Source organism: Paraburkholderia sp. 2C (assembly GCF_054589215.1).
On record NZ_BAAILL010000037.1, the window covers coordinates 2,402 to 19,126 of the forward strand.

Below are 16,725 nucleotides of genomic sequence, written 5' to 3' on the forward strand. Positions count from 1 at the left end.
CGAAGTGGGCTACCGGCTGATCCCGCTCGTCGACCGCAACTCGGACGGCGAGCTGCTCAAGCGGATCAAGAGCATCCGCAAGAAGTTCGCGCAGGAAATCGGCTTTCTGCCGCCCGTCATTCATATCCGCGACAACCTCGAACTGCGGCCGAACGGCTACCGCATCACCTTGAAGGGCGTCGAGATCGGCGTCGGCGAAGCGTATCCGGGCCAGTGGCTCGCGATCAACCCGGGCCAGGTCAGTGCCGCGCTGCCGGGCACGCCGACCACCGATCCGGCCTTCGGCCTGCCGGCCGTCTGGATCGACACGAACCTGCGCGAGCAGGCCCAGGTATACGGCTACACGGTGGTCGACTCGAGCACGGTGGTCGCCACGCACCTGAACCATCTGGTCGTCATGCACGCCTCCGAGCTGCTCGGCCGCCAGGAAGTGCAGGCGCTGCTCGAACGGACCACGAAGAGTTCGCCGTCGCTCGTCGAGGAACTCGTGCCGAAGCAGGTGTCGATCACGACGCTGCAAAAGACGCTGCAAAACCTGCTCGAGGAAGGCGTGCCGATCCGCGACATGCGCACGATTCTCGAAGCGATCGCCGAGCACACGCCGAAGGTCACCGACGCACACGACCTGACCGCCATCGTGCGCCTCGCGCTCGGCCGCGCGATCACGCAGCAATGGTTCCCGGGCAGCGGCGACATGCAGGTGATGGGCCTCGATTCGAATCTCGAGCGCGTGCTCGCGCAGGCGCTGACGACCGGGCCGAACCCGGGTCTCGAGCCGGGCCTCGCGCAGACGCTGCTTACCGAAACGCAACGGGCGATGACTCGCCAGCAAAGCTTTGGCCACGCGCCGGTGCTGCTCGTGCAGCACGCGCTGCGTGCCATGCTCGCGCGCTTCCTGCGCCGCAGCCTGCCACAACTGAAGGTGCTTTCGTACGCGGAAGTGCCCGACACAAGAAACATCAAGGTCGTTAACCTCATCGGGGGTCAAGCTTGAACATCCGTAAATTCACCGGCGCCACGAGCCGCGACGCGTTGCGCCTCGTTCGCGAAGCGCTCGGCGCCGACGCGGTCGTGCTGTCGAACCGGTCGCTCGCGGACGGCAGCGTCGAGATCGTCGCGCTTGCCGATAGCGAACTCGCCTCCATCGCACCGGCCGCGGGCAAGAGCGCCGCGGCGGCGCTGGCCGGCGCGGCGGGCGAAGGCGCGGCGCGTGCCGGCGCGGCCCCCGGGTTTGCCAATCCGTATGCGAACGGCCTGCCCGATGTGTTTTCGTCGGTATTCGGCGCGAGCCCCGAAGCCGGCGCCGACGGCGAACCCGGCGCGAGCGCGTCCGAAGCGAAGACGGTGGCCGCACTGATCGCCCCCGAGACCGAACCGGCGCGGCCGCGCATCGAAAAGAGCGAACCGGCTGCGGTCGCGAAGCCCGCTGTGGCCGCCGCATCGATCATGAAGCCGGTGGAAAGGCACCCCGCGCCCGCGCCCCGGCCGACGATGGCCGAAACGAATCCGTGGCTGATCGATCATGCGCAGGAAATCGCCGCGAAGCGCGACAGCGAGTCAGGCGATTACGGCGCGAAGCAGCCGGTGCTCACGCCCGCCGCCGCTGCTGCAAAGGGCCTCGGCATGCCGACGGGCGCACCGGTGGCGGGGCCGGCCGCCCGCCGCGACGACGTGCACGACGCGCAGCTCGCCGCCATTCCGACGCTTACGAACGAGGCGCCGGACTGGGCGCGCGAAGCCGCGCAGCTCGCCGCGCGCCGCGCCACGCAGCGTGCGACGACGGCCTCGTCGGGTCTGCCGGGGCATGTGACCGCCGCGGTCACCGACGCGATCAATGCGCGCATGTCGCAGATCGTCAACGAAACGGTGATGAACGAGCTCGCCTCGCTGCGCGGGATGATGGAAGAGCACTTCGCCGGTTTGCTGTGGGCCGATAGCCAGCGGCGCAGCCCGATTCAGTCGGCGCTCACGCGGCATCTGTTCGCGGCCGGTTTTTCGGCGCAGCTGGTGCGGATGGTGGTCGACAACCTGCCGGCCGTCGAGAGCTTCGACGCCGGCATGGAGTGGGTGCACTCGGTGCTCGAGTCGAACCTGCCGGTGATGGAAAGCGAAGACGAGCTGATGGAGCGCGGCGGTGTATTCGCGCTGATGGGCCCGACGGGCGTCGGCAAGACGACCACGACCGCGAAGCTCGCCGCGCGCTGCGTGATGCGCTACGGCGCGAGCAAGGTCGCGCTGCTGACCACCGATAGCTACCGGATCGGCGGCCACGAGCAGCTGCGCATCTTCGGCAAGATTCTCGGCGTGTCGGTGCACGCGGTGAAGGACGGCGCCGATCTGCAGCTCGCGCTGTCCGAGCTGCGCAACAAGCACATCGTGCTGATCGACACGATCGGCATGAGCCAGCGCGACCGCCTCGTGTCGGACCAGATCGCGATGCTGTCCCGCGCGGGCCAACCCGTGCAGCGCCTGCTGCTGCTGAACGCGACCTGCCACGGCGACACGCTCAACGAAGTCGTGCAGGCCTATCAAAGCGCGCCGGACAAGCAGCCGCTCGCGGGCTGCATCCTGACGAAGCTCGACGAAGCGACCAATCTCGGCAGCACGCTCGACGCGGTGCTGCGCTACCGGTTGCCCGTGCACTACGTTTCGACCGGCCAGAAAGTGCCGGAAAACCTCTACGTCGCAACGAAGAAATTCCTCGTTCGCAGCGCGTTCTGCATCCCGCGCGATCACTCGCCGTTCGTCCCTCAGGAAGACGACGTCCCGGGTCTGCTCTCCGCGCTGTCCGCACGCTCGACTGCCGAGCAGCATGAGGTCCGGTTTGGCTAAGTTCGTGTCCGATCAGGCAGAAGGACTGCGGCGCCTGCTGGCGCGCCACGGTTCGCGCGCGATCGCCGTCACCGGCGGCACGGCCGGCGTCGGCTGTTCGACGACCGTCGTGAATCTCGCGGCGGCGCTTGCGGCGCAGGGCAAGGACGTGCTCGTCGTCGACGAGCATGCGGGCGAACCGCACGCGATCGCCGCGACGCCCAACGGCGCCGCGGCCGAACGCTTCGTCGCGTTTACGCGCGGCGAGATGGCGCTCGATGCGGCAACCGATCGCCACAGCGCGGGCTTCGCGGTGCTGGCCGCGCCGCGCAGCCATCGCGATATGTGCAAGCCGTCGCAACTGGCCGCCGTGTTCGACAGCACGGCCGACGTCGTGCTGATCGACGTGCAGTTCGAGCGCGACGGCATGCTGTCGGACCTCGCGCTGCAGGCGCACGACCTGATGATGGTCACGCGCGTCGCCGCGCAGGCGATCACCGATACGTACGCGTGCATGAAGCGCCTGCACTACGCGTATGCGATCGCCCAATTCCGCGTGCTGGTCAATCAGGTGCACAGCGTCACCGATGCGCAGCTCGCGCTCGACAACCTCGCGGCTGTCGCGGGGCGTTATCTGACCGTGGCGCTCGAGGGCGCCGGCTGCGTCGCGGCGGACCCGCTGATGACGCGCTCCGGGGAACTGTCGCGCTGCATCGTCGAAGCCTTCCCTTCGACACCCGCCGCGCGCGACTTCCGGCACCTCGCCGCGGAACTGCAGTACTGGCCGATGCGGCCAGCGATGTCATCGCGCGCGCCGTGGTCGGCGAGCGCGGCAGTCACGACGGCGTCACACGCCGAACAACCGTCCGCACAACACGCCTGACAGGCAGCGGACAAGGGGAGCTCGATGTACAACGCTCAAGGAAAGATTTCTCAGGCCGACGTTCTGACGAAATACACGCCGCTGGTCCGGCGGCTCGGTCTGCAGCTGGTGGCGAAGATGCCGGCGAGCGTGGACCTCGACGATCTGATCCAGGCCGGCATGATCGGCCTGCTCGACGCCGCAAGCCGCTACAAGGAAGATCAGGGTGCGCAGTTCGAAACCTACGCGAGCCAGCGCATTCGCGGCGCGATGCTCGACGAGCTGCGCAGCAACGACTGGCTGCCGCGCAGCGTGCGGCGCACGTCGCGCGAGCTCGAGATGGCCGTGCATCAGGTCGAGCAGCAGCTCGGCCGCGCCGCGAGCGAAGCCGAAATCGCGCAGCACCTGAAGATGCCGCTCGAAGAGTATCAGGCGATGCTGCAGGACCTGCACGGCAGCCAGTTGATCTACTACGAAGACTTCGACCGCTCCGCCGACGACGAACCGTTCCTCGACCGCTATTGCGTCGATCACTCGGACCCGCTGTCCGCGCTGCTCGACGAGAGCCTGCGCGGCGCGCTGATCGAAGCGATCGAGCGGCTGCCGGAGCGCGAGAAGCTGCTGATGTCGCTGTATTACGAGCGCGGCATGAACCTGCGCGAGATTGGCGCCGTGATCGAGGTCAGCGAATCGCGCGTGTGCCAGCTGCATAGCCAGGCGGTCGCGCGGCTGCGTGCACGCTTGCGTGAAATGGCGTGGGCGGCCGAGGAGAGCTGAAAAGGGTAGTGGCGTCCGGCAAGGGTTTGCCGGGAATTTATACCCCATAATCAAATCATAGGGTATAAATAGCGCCGGCTGGCCTTATACCCTACAATGCAATCGTAGGGTATAAATCTCGCCGTCATGCCGACTTTTTACAACCATGCGCTGCAAACGCTGTACGCCTCCGTTGCGGAGCGTGCCGCCGCGCAGACGCAAATCCTGCTTCACTCGCCTGGCTCCGCCTCGATCAAGGTCGTCGACGGGAAAAACTACGTTTACTGGCGTGTTTATCTTGCATCGGGTAAGCGCGTCGAAACATCGCTCGGCCGCGCGGGCGAGCCGCTAACCAATGCCACGCTCGACGCGAAAATGCAGGAAAGCCTCCAGATGCGTGGGTTGGCCGCCGACGTTCAGGTATTGCGCAAGTCCGGCTTTGCCGCCGCCGACAATTCCGCCGCCCTCACCATCGCGACGCTCTACAACGCGGGCATCTTCAGTCACGGCGGGGTACTGGTCGGCTCGCACGCGTTCGGTGCGCTGCTGAACGGGCTCGGTGTGCGCATGTCGGCGAACTACCGGACCGAAGACATCGATATCGGCAGTACCGGCGCGATTTCGGTCGCGATTCCGCAAAACCGCAGCTTCCTCGATATTCTGCGCGACAGCAGCCTGCCTTTTCTCGAAGTGCCGGAACTCGATGCGCGCCGCCCCGCGACCCCGTTCAAGGCGCGCGGGCAACCGTTGAAGGTCGATCTACTCGTGCCGGGCACCGAAGCGTACGAAACGAAACCGCTACCGCACTTGCGCGCGCACGCAACGGGGCTGCCGTACTTCCGATATTTGCTGACCGAGGCGACGAGCGGTTTTGTGCTCGGCAAGGAACATGCGGTTCCGGTCACGGTGCCGGACCCCGCCAGGTTTGCGCTTCACAAACTCGTTGTCAGCACGCTGCGCGGGCCCGCGTTTGCCGCGAAGGCCGGCAAGGACCGCCGTCAGGCAGCGGTGCTCATCGATGCGCTGATGGAGCGCTACCCGGACTTGCTGGAAGCGGCGGCGGAAAAAATCGAGAAGAAGGCGCGGCCGCGCGTGGCGACGGCGGCTGCGCTTGCGGTGAAGTTCGAACTGGATCTGTCGGAGCGGGCGCGCGATTTTCTCGCGGACCTGAGTGATACCTGAAGGGCACCCCGGTTGCACTTGAGCGCCGCCCCGTGAAGCGCGCTTCGCCTACAGCCCCGAATACATCGGCACCTTGCCGTCCGGGCCGTAGAACGACGAGGCCACTTCGGGTGTCCCGCGCAGCACCGCCAGAATCCGGCGGTTGTAGTCCATGCGCGTGCGGATCATCAGGCCGTTGTTGAAGTTGAGCTTGCGCGCGCGTTCCGCCGATTTCTGCAGCAGGCGCCACTGCTCGTCCAGGCGCGTATCGGTGGCGGCGGCGAGATCCATCCCGCGCTTGCCGGCCGGCAGGCCGCGCTCGCGCAGATGCCCTTCGCGTGCGCGCTCGAGCATGGCGAGCTTGTCGGCCATCGAGGTCTTCTGTTCGACGATCGGCTTCAGGATTTCGCCAGGGTACGCGGTGGTCAGCGCTTTCTGTTCGACGGCGAGCAAGGAGGCAAAAGCTTCGACGGTCGCGTATTCGTCGATGATGGTGTCAAGCAGGGCGTCTTTCATCTCTCACTCAAACGTTAATCCGCCTGCATGACGCAGGCGGGCGCAGGTTTCTACATGCGTCCGCCAGTGAGCGCGCCCTGAAAAAGTACGTTCGGACGCTCAGCTGCCGGACGGCTGGGTGCCTTGCAGCAGGCTGCGTGCGGTTTCGAGCACGCCATCGGCAATCTTCGACGCATCGATCTTCAGCGAGCCGTCGCGGATCGCCTGCTTGATCGACTCGACCTGCTGCGTATCGATATCGGCCGAACCCGACGCGGCGAGGCTCTGCAAATGGCCCGCGAGCGCCGACAGGCTGACGTCCGCCGCCGCCGCCCCGCCGCTCGAGACCGGCGTACGTGCCGTGTTCGGGCCGGCAGCGGCGGTTTCGCCCTGCTGGCCGCGCTGCACGCCGTTGTTGAGCGGCGTCAGATTCGGGTTGGTGCTGGAATCGACTTTCACGATGGGCTTCCTGAACGATTTGACTGTGATATCGGCAGTCGCCGGCCGAAACTTTAGCGCAACCGCAGCCCACTGTTTTTTCGTCTTCCGTCACCTTTTCCGTGTCTGAAACCCGTTCGCGAGACGCGGTAAGCACCTTCACATCTGGATCTCGACGGTCGAACCGTCTTTCACCACGCCGGTCACGATCTGGCCGTTCATGGTCTTGACCCGCACCTGCTGGCCCGGCGTCGCGTTGTTCATCGCGTTGCCCTCAGCCGAAATCGAGAACCCTTCGCCGGACGCGACGACGCGCACCGTCTGTCCGACCGTCACCGATGTGGTGCCGCGAATCGTGTCCTGGCGCAGCGGCAGCCCGGCGCCGATACGCACGAGCGCGACCGCGCCGACCGCTTGCGACGGATCGGTGATCACCGTTTGCGGCAAGGTCGCGAGGTCGCCTTCGTGGGCGACGAGATCGGCGGCGGTCAGCGTTTCGCCCGGAGCGATCTGGCGCGAGGCGGTGTAGTAGGTCGCCTGCAGCGAGATGCGCGCCTGCAGATAGAGCGTCCATGGCCGCGCGCCCGCGCAGCGCACGCCGACCGACGTGCGTCCCCACAACCGTGCGCCGACCGGCATGAACGGCTCGAGCGCCGTGCAGGCCGCAAGGCCGCGCGGAAAGGCGGGAGCGACGGTAATCGTGATCTTGCCGGGCAGACCGGCCGTTTGCTGCTCGAGAAACGTGAGCGCGGTTGCGCGGATCGTCTCGCCGTCCTGCTGGCCGGCGGGCACCGGGGCGGCATTGGCCGCGCTCGCGGCAAGCGTGTTGGCGCCGCCGGCGTTGACCGTGGCGACGGCCGGAACGGTGCCGCCGGCCACGGCCGCGCGCGGTGTGTAACGCACGGGCTGGAGTTGCGCGGCTGGTGCGGCTGGTGCGAGGCGTTGAGGGGCCGGCGCGGCGGCTTGAGCGGTGGACGCGGACGCCTGAGCGGCCAATTGCGCAGACGGTTGCGCCGCGCCTGTTGCCGCCGCTTGCCGCGGGGCTTGTGCGTTCAAGCCGGGTTGTCCCGCCGACGCGGGCTGCGGCTGCGCGGCCTTCGCCGCGGCCCACTGCTGCACGGCTTTGATCTGCGCCGCGCTTGCTTGCTCTGCCGTCATCGGCTGCGCGCTGGCCGCCTGGGTTCTGATCGCCGCCGTGCCACCGGGGCCGCCGAGTTGCGGCGGCTCGCCGCGCGCGGAAAGCGGATCGATCTGGACCGGCGCCGATGCATCGGCCGCATCGGCCGCGCGAATGTCGGAAGCGGGCACGCTGTAGCGCGCCTGCGCGTTGCTGACAACAACCGGCGCCACCCCTTGGGCAGGCGGCTGCACCGTCACGGGTTGCAGCGTCACCGGCACGCCGGGCAGCGCGCGGGCAGTCAGGACGCGGCCGGTCGTGACCGTCCCGCGCGTCGCGTTCGCGGCATAACCGCCCGCCGTCGTTTGCGCGCCCGGCTCACCGGTGCCGGGAATGACGATTTCGCCGTTGTTTGCACTGGCATCGGCGTCGAAGGCGCGCTGCGCCGCGCGTGCCGGACGCAGCGCGGCGAGCGCGGCCGCGCTCGGCTGTGCCGGATGAGATGTCATGCCCATGCGCGCGGCAAGCGCTTGCGCATCGGCGGGATTCTTTTCACCGGGACCGGGAATCACGATCGGGCCGCCATTGTCCTGCGCATAAGCGAGCGTGGGCATCGCGCCGGCGGCGATCACGACGGGCAAGCCCGCGCCCGGCAAGGCCATGCCGAGCAACGCCGCAACCGGCAAAACACGCGATGCGCGCAACGCGGGCCACCCCGGCCACCCCGGCCGCGCCGCGCCGCGCAGCCGCGCGGCGCGAGACACGCCGGGCAGGGCAGCAAAAGCGGGCAGGGCCATGGCAACTCTCCAGAACAAGGACGGACGCGCGAGCCGCGACGGCCCGCAGGGACTGAACGGTACAGGACGCATTCTAGGGAGCGGCCTCTCACGGCAAACGTTGAATAGAGGGGGGCTTCCCCGGCTATTCGTTCAATTGGCCCTTGCATCGCGCCCCTAAGATGCACTCCATGCGAAAAAGCCTTTGCGTATTGCTTTCGCCGCCGCCGGACATGCGCCGCGGCCAGCATGCGCAAGGGCGGCAGGCGAATATGGCCGCGGACCGTTCATACGGAGAGATGCCCGATGCTTGACAGGCTCGATCAGGATTTTGCGTTCAACAAGGAAGCGCTCGACGTGCGCGCGTACCGGCAGGAAGTGCTGTCGTCGAACATTGCGAACGCCGATACGCCGAACTACAAGGCGCGCGACATCAACTTCTCGTCGTCGCTCGCGGGCGCGTTGCGCCAGGCCGGCGGGGAGTCGGGTGCGGGTTCCGGTGCATCGCGGCTCCAGATGACGCAACCGGCCGGCGTGACGAGCGGGATGACGCTCGCGACGACCGCGGCCGGCCATATGGCCGGCAAGGCGAGGCTGATTCCGACGGGTGGCCCGGCCGAAGACTACGGCCAGCTGAAGTACCGGATTCCCGCGCAGGCCGCGCTCGACGGCAACACGGTGGACCTCGACTCGGAACGCGTGCAGTTCGCCGACAACACGCTGCATCTGGAATCGGGCATGACGCTTGTGTCGTCGCAGATCAAGGGATTGCTGTCGGCGATCACGTCGGGCAGCTAACAGAACATAACGGCATAACCCGCCAGGCAGCAGCACTCAATTAACGCTACGGGATCAACGAAGGAGGCTCGCAAGGCCATGTCATTGATGAACATCTTCAAGGTGGCGGGTTCGGCGCTGACTGCGGAGTCGCAGCGCCTGAACGTCACCGCGTCGAATCTGGCGAACGCGGACAGCACGACCGGTCCGGACGGCAAGCCGTATCGCGCGAAGCAGGTGGTCTTCGCGGTCGACCCGCTCGGCGGCTCGCGCTCGCCGTCGGGCCAGCAGATCGGCGGCGTCCAGGTGACGAGCGTGATGGACGATCCGACGCCGATGAAAACGACGTACGACCCGAGCAACCCGGCGGCCAACTCGGACGGCTATGTGACGGCGCCGAACGTCGACCCGGTGCAGGAGATGGTGAACATGATCTCGGCGTCCCGCTCGTATCAGGCGAACGTCGAGACGCTGAACACCGCGAAGAACCTGATGCTGAAAACGCTGACGATCGGCTCTTAACCGGGCAGCTGAGGAGAAATTTCTTGAGCACGCCAATTGGAAACAACGGCACCACGACCAACAACACGCCGACCGACACGATGGGCCCGAACGCGGGCACGTCGGCATCCGATCTGCAGACGACGTTCCTGAAGCTGCTCGTCACGCAGTTGCAGAACCAGGATCCGACCTCGCCGATGGACAGCTCGCAGATGACGTCGCAGCTCGCGCAGATCGATACGGTGAGCGGCATCGCGCAGCTCAACCAGTCGCTCGGCTCGTTGTCCGCGCAACTGTCGGCGAGCGAAGCGGGCCAGGCGTCGTCGCTGGTCGGACGCACGGTGCTCGTACCGGGCAATACGTTCACGGTCGCGAACCCGAACGACCCCACCACGGGCCAGCCGGACACGACCAAGGTCGCCGCATCGCCGTTCGGTATCAAGCTGCCGGCCAACGCGACGGACCTGCAGGTGCAGGTCGTCAATTCGTCCGGCGCGGTGGTCAAAACGATCGATCTCGGCCAGCAGCCTGCCGGCGTCATTCCGGTGCCGAGCTTCAACGCGGTCGACCAGGGCGGCAACAATCTGCCGCCGGGCAATTACTCGTTCACGGTCACGGACGCCGGCGGCGCCGCGACCGGTGCCAACGCGCCTGTCGCGCTGACCGGCCTCGCCGTGATCGGCGTCGTCACGCAGGCCGACGGCACACCAGGACTTACGTTGCAGACCGGCCAGACCATCCCGCTCAACGGCGGCGCATCGGCCTTCCTTTGATTTGCATTCGATACGGAGCACACCATGGGTTATCAAACAGCTTTGAGCGGTCTGGCGGCCGCGTCGAACGACCTCGACGTGGTCGGCAACAATATTGCGAACGCACAGACGGTCGGCTTCAAGCAGAGCACGGCGGTGTTTGCCGATCTGTATGCGAACTCGATCGCCACCGCGGTCAACAACCAGATCGGTATCGGTACGCGTCTGGCCGGCGTGCAGCAGGATTTCTCGCAAGGTGAGGTGACGACGACCGACGTCCCGACCAACATGGCGATCAACGGCAACGGCTTCTTCCAGATGCAGAACCCGAACGGCTCGATTACGTACTCGCGTAACGGCCAGCTGGTGGAGAACAAGGCCGGCTTTATCGTCGATGCCGAAGGCAACAAGATCATGGGTTTCCAGGCGAACGCCCAGGGCCAGTTGCAGACGGGCCAGATCGTGCCGATCCAGATTCCGAACTCGAGCCTGCTGCCGCCGGTCGCGACGACCGAGGCGACGTTCAACGTCAATCTCGATGCCGCTGCAGCGCAGCCGAAAGATGCGGCGACGACGCCGATCCCCGACCCGTCCGACCCGGACAGCTTCACCTTCACGACGTCGATCCAGACGGTCGATTCGCTCGGCGCAAAGACCACGGTCAACCTGTATTTCGTGAAATCCGCGACGGCGAACCAGTGGGAAGTGTTCGGCGGCCCGTCGGGCGCCACGCCGACCGACCTCGGCGCCATGACGTTCAGCAGCTCGGGCGCGCTGCAGTCGTCGACCGGAACCGACGCGGCCGGCAACGCGTTGCCGACCGGCCAGTTCAGCCTCGCGATCCCGAACACCGACGGCGCAGCGGCGCAGAACATCACGATCAACCTGGCGAACACGACGCAGTTCGGCGGCGACGGCACCAACAGCGCCGCGACGTCGGCGCCGTCGCAGGACGGCTTCACGACCTCGCAGCTCTCGAACTTCTCGATCGGCTCCGACGGCACGATCACGGGCTCGTACACCGATGGCCGCACCGCGGTGCTCGGCCAGGTGCTGCTCGCCACCTTCACGAACCCGAACGGCCTGCAGAACCTCGGCAACAACCAGTACGCGCAGACCAACGATTCGGGCGAGCCGCAAGTGGGCGTGGCCGGCACGTCGACGCTCGGTTCGATCCAGGGCAGCGCGGTCGAAGCGTCGAACGCGGACCTGACCAACTCGCTCGTCGATCTGATCACCGCGCAGCGCAACTATCAGGCGAACGCGCAGACGATCAAGACGCAGCAGACGATCGACCAGACGCTGATCAACCTGTAACGCGGGCAACGCAAGCTGCCGCGCGAATCCGGTTCGCCGGCAGCCTGAAAAGGACACGAGCTAGTCATGGACCGACTGATCTACACCGCGATGACGGGCGCCGGGCAGGCGCTCGAGCAGCAGGCTGTCGTTGCGAACAATCTCGCCAACGCATCGACCACGGGCTTTCGCGCGCAGCTCGCGAACTTCCGTGCCGTGCCGATGAGCTTCGGCGACGGCTCGCAGGTCAACGACGTCACGACGCGTACCTTCGTGATGTCGGCGACGCCGGGCTCCGACTACACGCCGGGCCCGATCTCGCAGACCGGCAACCCGCTCGACATCGCGATTCAGGGGTCGGGCTGGATTGCCGTGCAGACGCAGGACGGCAATGAAGCGTACACGCGCGGCGGCAACCTGCACGTCGACGAGAACGGCCAGCTGGTCACCGCGAGCAATCTGCCGGTGATCGGCAACGGCGGCCCGATCGCCGTGCCGCCGCAGGCGCAGGTGACGATCGGCAAGGACGGCAGCGTGTCGGTGATTGCCGCCGGCGACCCGCCGAACGCGATCGCGCTGGTCGACCAGATCAAGCTCGTGAACCCGGATCCGAACACGATGTCGCGCGGCGACGACGGCCTCTTCCGTACCGCCGACGGCAACCCGGCCGACCAGGATCCGAACGTGCAGGTCACCGCGGGCTCGCTCGAAGGCAGCAATGTGAATCCGGTCGCCGCGATGGTCTCGATGATCACCAACGCACGCCAGTTCCAGATGCAGACGAAGATGCTTCAGACCGCCGACCAGAACGAGCAGTCGGCCAACCAGTTGCTGAGTTTCAGCTGACGCGGCCTGCCGCCGGCGGGCTAGTCTGCTGAAACACATGGTGTAACACCAGGAGAATAAGACCGTGAACCGTTCCCTCTTCATTGCCGCAACCGGCATGAATGCGCAGCAGGCGCAGATGGACGTGATTTCGAACAACCTCGCGAACGTAAGCACGAACGGCTTCAAGGGTTCGCGCGCCGTGTTCGAGGATCTGATTTACCAGACGCTGCGTCAGCCGGGCGCCAACTCGACGCAGAACACCGAGCTGCCGTCGGGCAGCCAGGTCGGCACGGGTGTGCAGCAGGTCGCGACCGAGCGTCTGTACACGCAGGGCAACCTGACGCAGACCGGCAACTCGAAGGACGTCGCGATCAACGGCAACGGCTTTTTCCAGGTGCAGATGCCGGACGGCACGATCGCGTACACGCGCGACGGCTCGTTCCAGACCGATCAGCAGGGGCGGCTCGTCACGTCGAGCGGCTTTCCGCTGCAGCCGGCCATCACGGTGCCGCAGAACGCGACGAATCTGACGATCGGCCAGGACGGCACGGTGTCGATCACCCAGGGCAACTCGACGAACACGGTGAACATCGGCTCGATCCAGCTCGCGACGTTCATCAACCCGACCGGTCTCGACTCGATCGGTCAGAACCTGTTCCAGGAAACGCAATCGTCGGGCGCGCCGAACGTCGGTCAGCCGAGCCTGAACGGCATCGGTTCGCTGCAGCAGGGGTTTGTCGAAACGTCGAACGTCAACGTCGTGCAGGAACTGGTGAACATGATCCAGACCCAGCGCGCGTACGAAATCAACAGCAAGGCCGTGACCACGTCGGATCAGATGCTGCAGACGCTCAGTCAGATGCAGGTTTGAACGCACGTCGTCGCATCGAACAGGTGGATATCCAGCAGGCGGTTACGAAGATGTCGCAGCTCATCAGTCTCATGGTTCGCACCAGCGCCGCGCACGCGGCGCTGCGGCTCGCGGTGGCGGGGACGCTGGCAGGCGCGCTCGCCGGCTGTGCGCTCGTGCCGAAAGAGCCGATCGTGCAGCAGCCGATGAGCGCGGTGCCGCCCGTTCCGCCGCAACTGCAGGCGCCCGGGTCGATCTTCAACCCGGGCACGGCGGGCCATCCGCTGTTCGAAGACCAGCGTCCGCGCAATGTCGGCGATATTCTGACCATCGTTATCGCCGAAAACATCAATGCGACCAAGCAATCCGGCGCGAACACGAACCGCAACGGCAGCACGAATGTCGCGGTCACGCAGGCGAACGTCCTGTCGGGCCTCCTCAACAAGGCGAACGTTGCCGCGAGCGGGCAGAACCAGTTTGCCGCGACCGGCGGCGCCAATGCATCGAACACGTTCAATGGCGTGATTACGGTCACGGTGACGAACGTGCTGCCCAACGGCAATCTGATCGTAAGCGGCCAGAAGCAGATGCTGATCAATCAGGGCAACGAGTGGGTGCGCTTTTCCGGCGTCGTGAACCCGAACACGGTGGCGGGCGACAACTCGGTGTTCTCGACGGAAGTGGCCGACGCGAAGATCGAATACTCGGCGAAGGGCTATATCGACGAAGCCGAGCAGATGGGCTGGCTGCAGCGCCTCTTCCTCAATATTTCGCCGTGGTGATGACGATGAACGCCTCGACTCTTCGTCACGCTTTGACCGCCGCGCTCGCGCGCCTCGCTGATCGCATTGTCCATGGCGCGCGCTTCGTTGCGCGCGGCGCCGGGCGCGCCGCGGTCAGCGCCATGCTGTTCGCTGTAGCGGCGTTCGCGCTTGCCGCCGCATCGTCGCAGCCCGCTCATGCGGAGCGGCTCAAGGATCTCGTCTCGATCCAGGGCGTGCGCGATAACCCGCTGATCGGCTATGGGCTTGTCGTCGGCCTCGACGGCACCGGCGACCAGACGACGCAGACGCCGTTTACGACGCAGACGCTCGCGAACATGCTCGCGAACCTCGGTATCGGCATCAACAACCAGCAGGCCGGCGCCACCAATGGCGGCGTGTCGCCGCTCTCGAACCTGCAGCTGAAGAACGTCGCCGCGGTGATGGTGACGGCGACGCTGCCGCCGTTCGCGCGGCCCGGCGAAGCGATCGACGTCACGGTATCGTCGCTCGGTAATGCGAAGAGCCTGCGCGGCGGCACGCTGCTGCTCACGCCGATGAAGGGCGCGGATGGCCAGGTCTACGCGCTGGCCCAGGGCAACATGGCGGTCGGCGGCGCGGGCGCGAGCGCGAACGGCAGCCGCGTGCAGGTGAACCAGCTCGCGGCCGGCCGCATCACGGATGGCGCGATCGTCGAGCGCTCGTTGCCCGTCAACGTCGCGCAGGCCGGCGGCATGATGGAAATGAACCTGAACGACATGGACTACGACAACGCGCAGAAGATTGTCGCAGCCGTCAACAATGCGTTCGGCATGGGCACCGCGACCGCGCTCGACGGCCGCACGATCCAGCTGCACGCGCCGGGCGACACGGCATCGCAGGTGTCGTTCCTCGCGCAGTTGCAGAACCTCGAGATCAAGCCCGCGAAGGCCGCCGCCAAGGTTATTCTGAACGCGCGCACCGGCTCGATCGTGATGAACCAGATGGTCACGCTCGAAAGCTGCGCGGTGGCGCACGGCAATCTGTCGGTCGTCGTCAATACGCAGACGGTGGTGAGCCAGCCCAATGCGTTCTCGAACGGCCAGACGGTCGCCGCGCGCCAGTCGCAGATCCAGCTCAAGCAGGACAACGGGGCGCTCAAATACGTGACGGCGGGCGCGAACCTCGCGGACGTGGTGAAGGCGTTGAACGCGCTCGGCGCGACGCCGGCCGACCTGATGTCGATCTTGCAAGCCATGAAGGCCGCGGGCGCGTTGCGCGCCGACCTCGAAATCATCTAAGCAGGAAGCACGACCGATGAATGCGGACTCCTCCAAGCCGGTAAGCGATCTCGACCAGCGCTTCGCACTCGACGTGCAGGGCTTCGACGCATTGCGCATGCAGGCGAAGAATTCCCCGCAAACCGCGTTGAAGAGCGCCGCGCGCCAGTTCGACGCGGTGTTCATGCAGATGATGCTGAAGAGCATGCGCGAGGCGACGCCGCACGACGGCCCGCTCGATTCGCGGGAAGGCGACCAGTTCATGTCGATGCTCGACGAGCAGATGGCGCAGCAGATGTCGTCGAAGGGAATCGGCGTTGCCGACATGATGATCAAGCAGCTGGCGCGTCAGGCCAATATTCCGCTCGACGGCAGCGATGCGGGCGCGGGCGGTGTGGCGGGCGGCATGGGCTCCCTGTCGACGCTGAACTCGCTCGCGCGCGCCTATGCGAATCCGGCGGCGAACGGCGCGCTCACAACGGGCCGCGGCTATTCGGCCAATAACGCGCTGACGCCGCCGTTGCGCGGCAACGGCCAGTCGCCGAAAGTCGACGCGTTCGTCGACAAGCTCGCGGCGCCCGCGCAGGCTGCAAGCGCGGCGACGGGCATTCCGGCGCGCTTCATCATTGGGCAGGCCGCGCTCGAGTCGGGCTGGGGCAAGAGCGAGATCAAGAAGGCGGACGGTTCGACGAGCCACAATGTGTTCGGCATCAAGGCGACCAGGGACTGGACCGGCGACACGGTGTCGACCGTCACGACCGAGTACGTGAACGGCCAGCCGCAACGCAAGGTCGAGAAATTCCGCTCGTACGGCTCGTACGAGGAGGCGATGAACGATTACGCGAGCATGCTGAAGAGCAATCCGCGTTATGCATCGTTGCTGGGCGGCTCGCACGGAAAGAGTGCGGCGGGCTTTGCGGCCGGGATGCAGCGCGCGGGCTACGCGACCGATCCGCACTACGCGCGCAAGCTGATGTCGATCATGCAGCAGATGAGCTGAGTGCGAGCTCAACCCGTTGCCTCGACCGGCTTCGACGGGCGCGGCGCAGATCCTTCAGAGGTACGGTATCCCCGCGCTTTCCACGCGCTTCCCGTCACGCGCAACGCATCATTCATGGGGCGCCGTTCGCCATATGCGACCGGCGTGTGCGCGCGCGCGAAATTTATTTGCGACCGTACTCTAAACTTCGCGAGATAATTGCCGCTATAGCGTAAAGATCGATTGCCGGAGGACACCGGCAAGGCGGTCATAGAATACGCGTCTCGCCGGCGAGGGCCGGCGCTT

17 protein-coding genes are annotated in these 16,725 nt (G+C 66.2%); 14 read left to right on the forward strand and 3 right to left on the reverse strand.

All coding sequences use genetic code 11. From position 1 onward, the window contains the following. The 5 genes from ACYPXD_RS16670 to ACYPXD_RS16690 form a co-directional block, all read left to right on the forward strand. Positions 1–994, forward strand: a 994-nt coding sequence (locus tag ACYPXD_RS16670) for an FHIPEP family type III secretion protein (protein ID WP_459713399.1), incomplete at its 5' end; no start/stop codon positions are given. Then, positions 991–2,832, forward strand: a complete 1,842-nt coding sequence (flhF, locus tag ACYPXD_RS16675; RefSeq protein WP_459713401.1) for a flagellar biosynthesis protein FlhF — start codon at positions 991–993, stop codon at positions 2,830–2,832. The genes ACYPXD_RS16670 and flhF, both read left to right, overlap by 4 nt. Further along, on the forward strand, positions 2,825–3,694 hold the full coding sequence (locus tag ACYPXD_RS16680; protein WP_459713404.1) for a MinD/ParA family ATP-binding protein: 870 nt from the start codon (positions 2,825–2,827) through the stop codon (positions 3,692–3,694). The genes flhF and ACYPXD_RS16680 overlap by 8 nt, the downstream gene beginning before the upstream one ends. A 24-nt stretch (positions 3,695–3,718) precedes the next feature. Next, positions 3,719–4,450 (forward strand): RNA polymerase sigma factor FliA, encoded by a 732-nt coding sequence (locus ACYPXD_RS16685; RefSeq protein WP_459713407.1) that lies wholly within the window; start codon positions 3,719–3,721, stop codon positions 4,448–4,450. A 126-nt stretch (positions 4,451–4,576) separates the two neighbouring features. Next, entirely contained in the window at positions 4,577–5,611 is a 1,035-nt protein-coding gene (locus ACYPXD_RS16690) for a GSU2403 family nucleotidyltransferase fold protein (RefSeq protein ID WP_459713409.1), read from the forward strand. Between the two features lie 48 nt (positions 5,612–5,659). On the opposite strand, the gene ACYPXD_RS16695 is transcribed toward ACYPXD_RS16690, so the two are convergent. The 3 genes from ACYPXD_RS16695 to flgA form a co-directional block, all read right to left on the reverse strand. Further along, the gene (locus tag ACYPXD_RS16695) at positions 5,660–6,106 is read right to left on the reverse strand and encodes a flagella synthesis protein FlgN (RefSeq protein WP_459713412.1); all 447 of its coding nucleotides are present in this window, start codon (positions 6,104–6,106) and stop codon (positions 5,660–5,662) included. Between the two features lie 99 nt (positions 6,107–6,205). Continuing rightward, positions 6,206–6,544 carry a flagellar biosynthesis anti-sigma factor FlgM gene (gene flgM, locus ACYPXD_RS16700; RefSeq protein WP_459713414.1) on the reverse strand — a complete coding sequence of 113 codons (339 nt, stop codon included), beginning with the start codon at positions 6,542–6,544 and terminating at the stop codon, positions 6,206–6,208. 138 nt (positions 6,545–6,682) lie between these two features. Further along, the gene (gene flgA, locus ACYPXD_RS16705) at positions 6,683–8,437 is read right to left on the reverse strand and encodes a flagellar basal body P-ring formation chaperone FlgA (RefSeq protein ID WP_459713418.1); all 1,755 of its coding nucleotides are present in this window, start codon (positions 8,435–8,437) and stop codon (positions 6,683–6,685) included. 285 nt (positions 8,438–8,722) lie between these two features. Between flgA and flgB the strand changes: the two genes are divergently transcribed. From flgB to flgJ, 9 genes are all read left to right on the forward strand, one after another. Next, complete coding sequence (gene flgB, locus ACYPXD_RS16710; protein WP_459713421.1) at positions 8,723–9,214, forward strand: flagellar basal body rod protein FlgB; 492 nt, start codon at positions 8,723–8,725, stop codon at positions 9,212–9,214. Between the two features lie 78 nt (positions 9,215–9,292). Then, complete coding sequence (flgC, locus tag ACYPXD_RS16715; RefSeq protein ID WP_459713424.1) at positions 9,293–9,715, forward strand: flagellar basal body rod protein FlgC; 423 nt, start codon at positions 9,293–9,295, stop codon at positions 9,713–9,715. An 80-nt stretch (positions 9,716–9,795) separates the two neighbouring features. Further along, a complete protein-coding gene (locus tag ACYPXD_RS16720) occupies positions 9,796–10,467 on the forward strand; it encodes a flagellar hook capping FlgD N-terminal domain-containing protein (RefSeq protein WP_459713648.1) in 672 nt (223 codons plus the stop codon). Positions 10,468–10,491: 24 nt separating this feature from the next. Then, on the forward strand, positions 10,492–11,763 hold the full coding sequence (flgE, locus tag ACYPXD_RS16725; RefSeq protein ID WP_459713426.1) for a flagellar hook protein FlgE: 1,272 nt from the start codon (positions 10,492–10,494) through the stop codon (positions 11,761–11,763). A 66-nt stretch (positions 11,764–11,829) separates the two neighbouring features. Beyond that, positions 11,830–12,588 carry a flagellar basal-body rod protein FlgF gene (gene flgF / locus ACYPXD_RS16730; protein ID WP_459713428.1) on the forward strand — a complete coding sequence of 253 codons (759 nt, stop codon included), beginning with the start codon at positions 11,830–11,832 and terminating at the stop codon, positions 12,586–12,588. Positions 12,589–12,652: 64 nt separating this feature from the next. Then, the gene (gene flgG, locus ACYPXD_RS16735) at positions 12,653–13,441 is read left to right on the forward strand and encodes a flagellar basal-body rod protein FlgG (RefSeq protein WP_308833155.1); all 789 of its coding nucleotides are present in this window, start codon (positions 12,653–12,655) and stop codon (positions 13,439–13,441) included. A 71-nt stretch (positions 13,442–13,512) separates the two neighbouring features. Continuing rightward, entirely contained in the window at positions 13,513–14,202 is a 690-nt protein-coding gene (gene flgH / locus ACYPXD_RS16740) for a flagellar basal body L-ring protein FlgH (RefSeq protein WP_459713650.1), read from the forward strand. 122 nt (positions 14,203–14,324) lie between these two features. Beyond that, positions 14,325–15,461, forward strand: coding sequence for a flagellar basal body P-ring protein FlgI (locus ACYPXD_RS16745; protein ID WP_459713652.1), 1,137 nt, complete (start codon positions 14,325–14,327; stop codon positions 15,459–15,461). Positions 15,462–15,477: 16 nt separating this feature from the next. Beyond that, positions 15,478–16,440, forward strand: a complete 963-nt coding sequence (gene flgJ / locus ACYPXD_RS16750; RefSeq protein WP_459713431.1) for a flagellar assembly peptidoglycan hydrolase FlgJ — start codon at positions 15,478–15,480, stop codon at positions 16,438–16,440. Positions 16,441–16,725 lie beyond the last annotated feature (285 nt).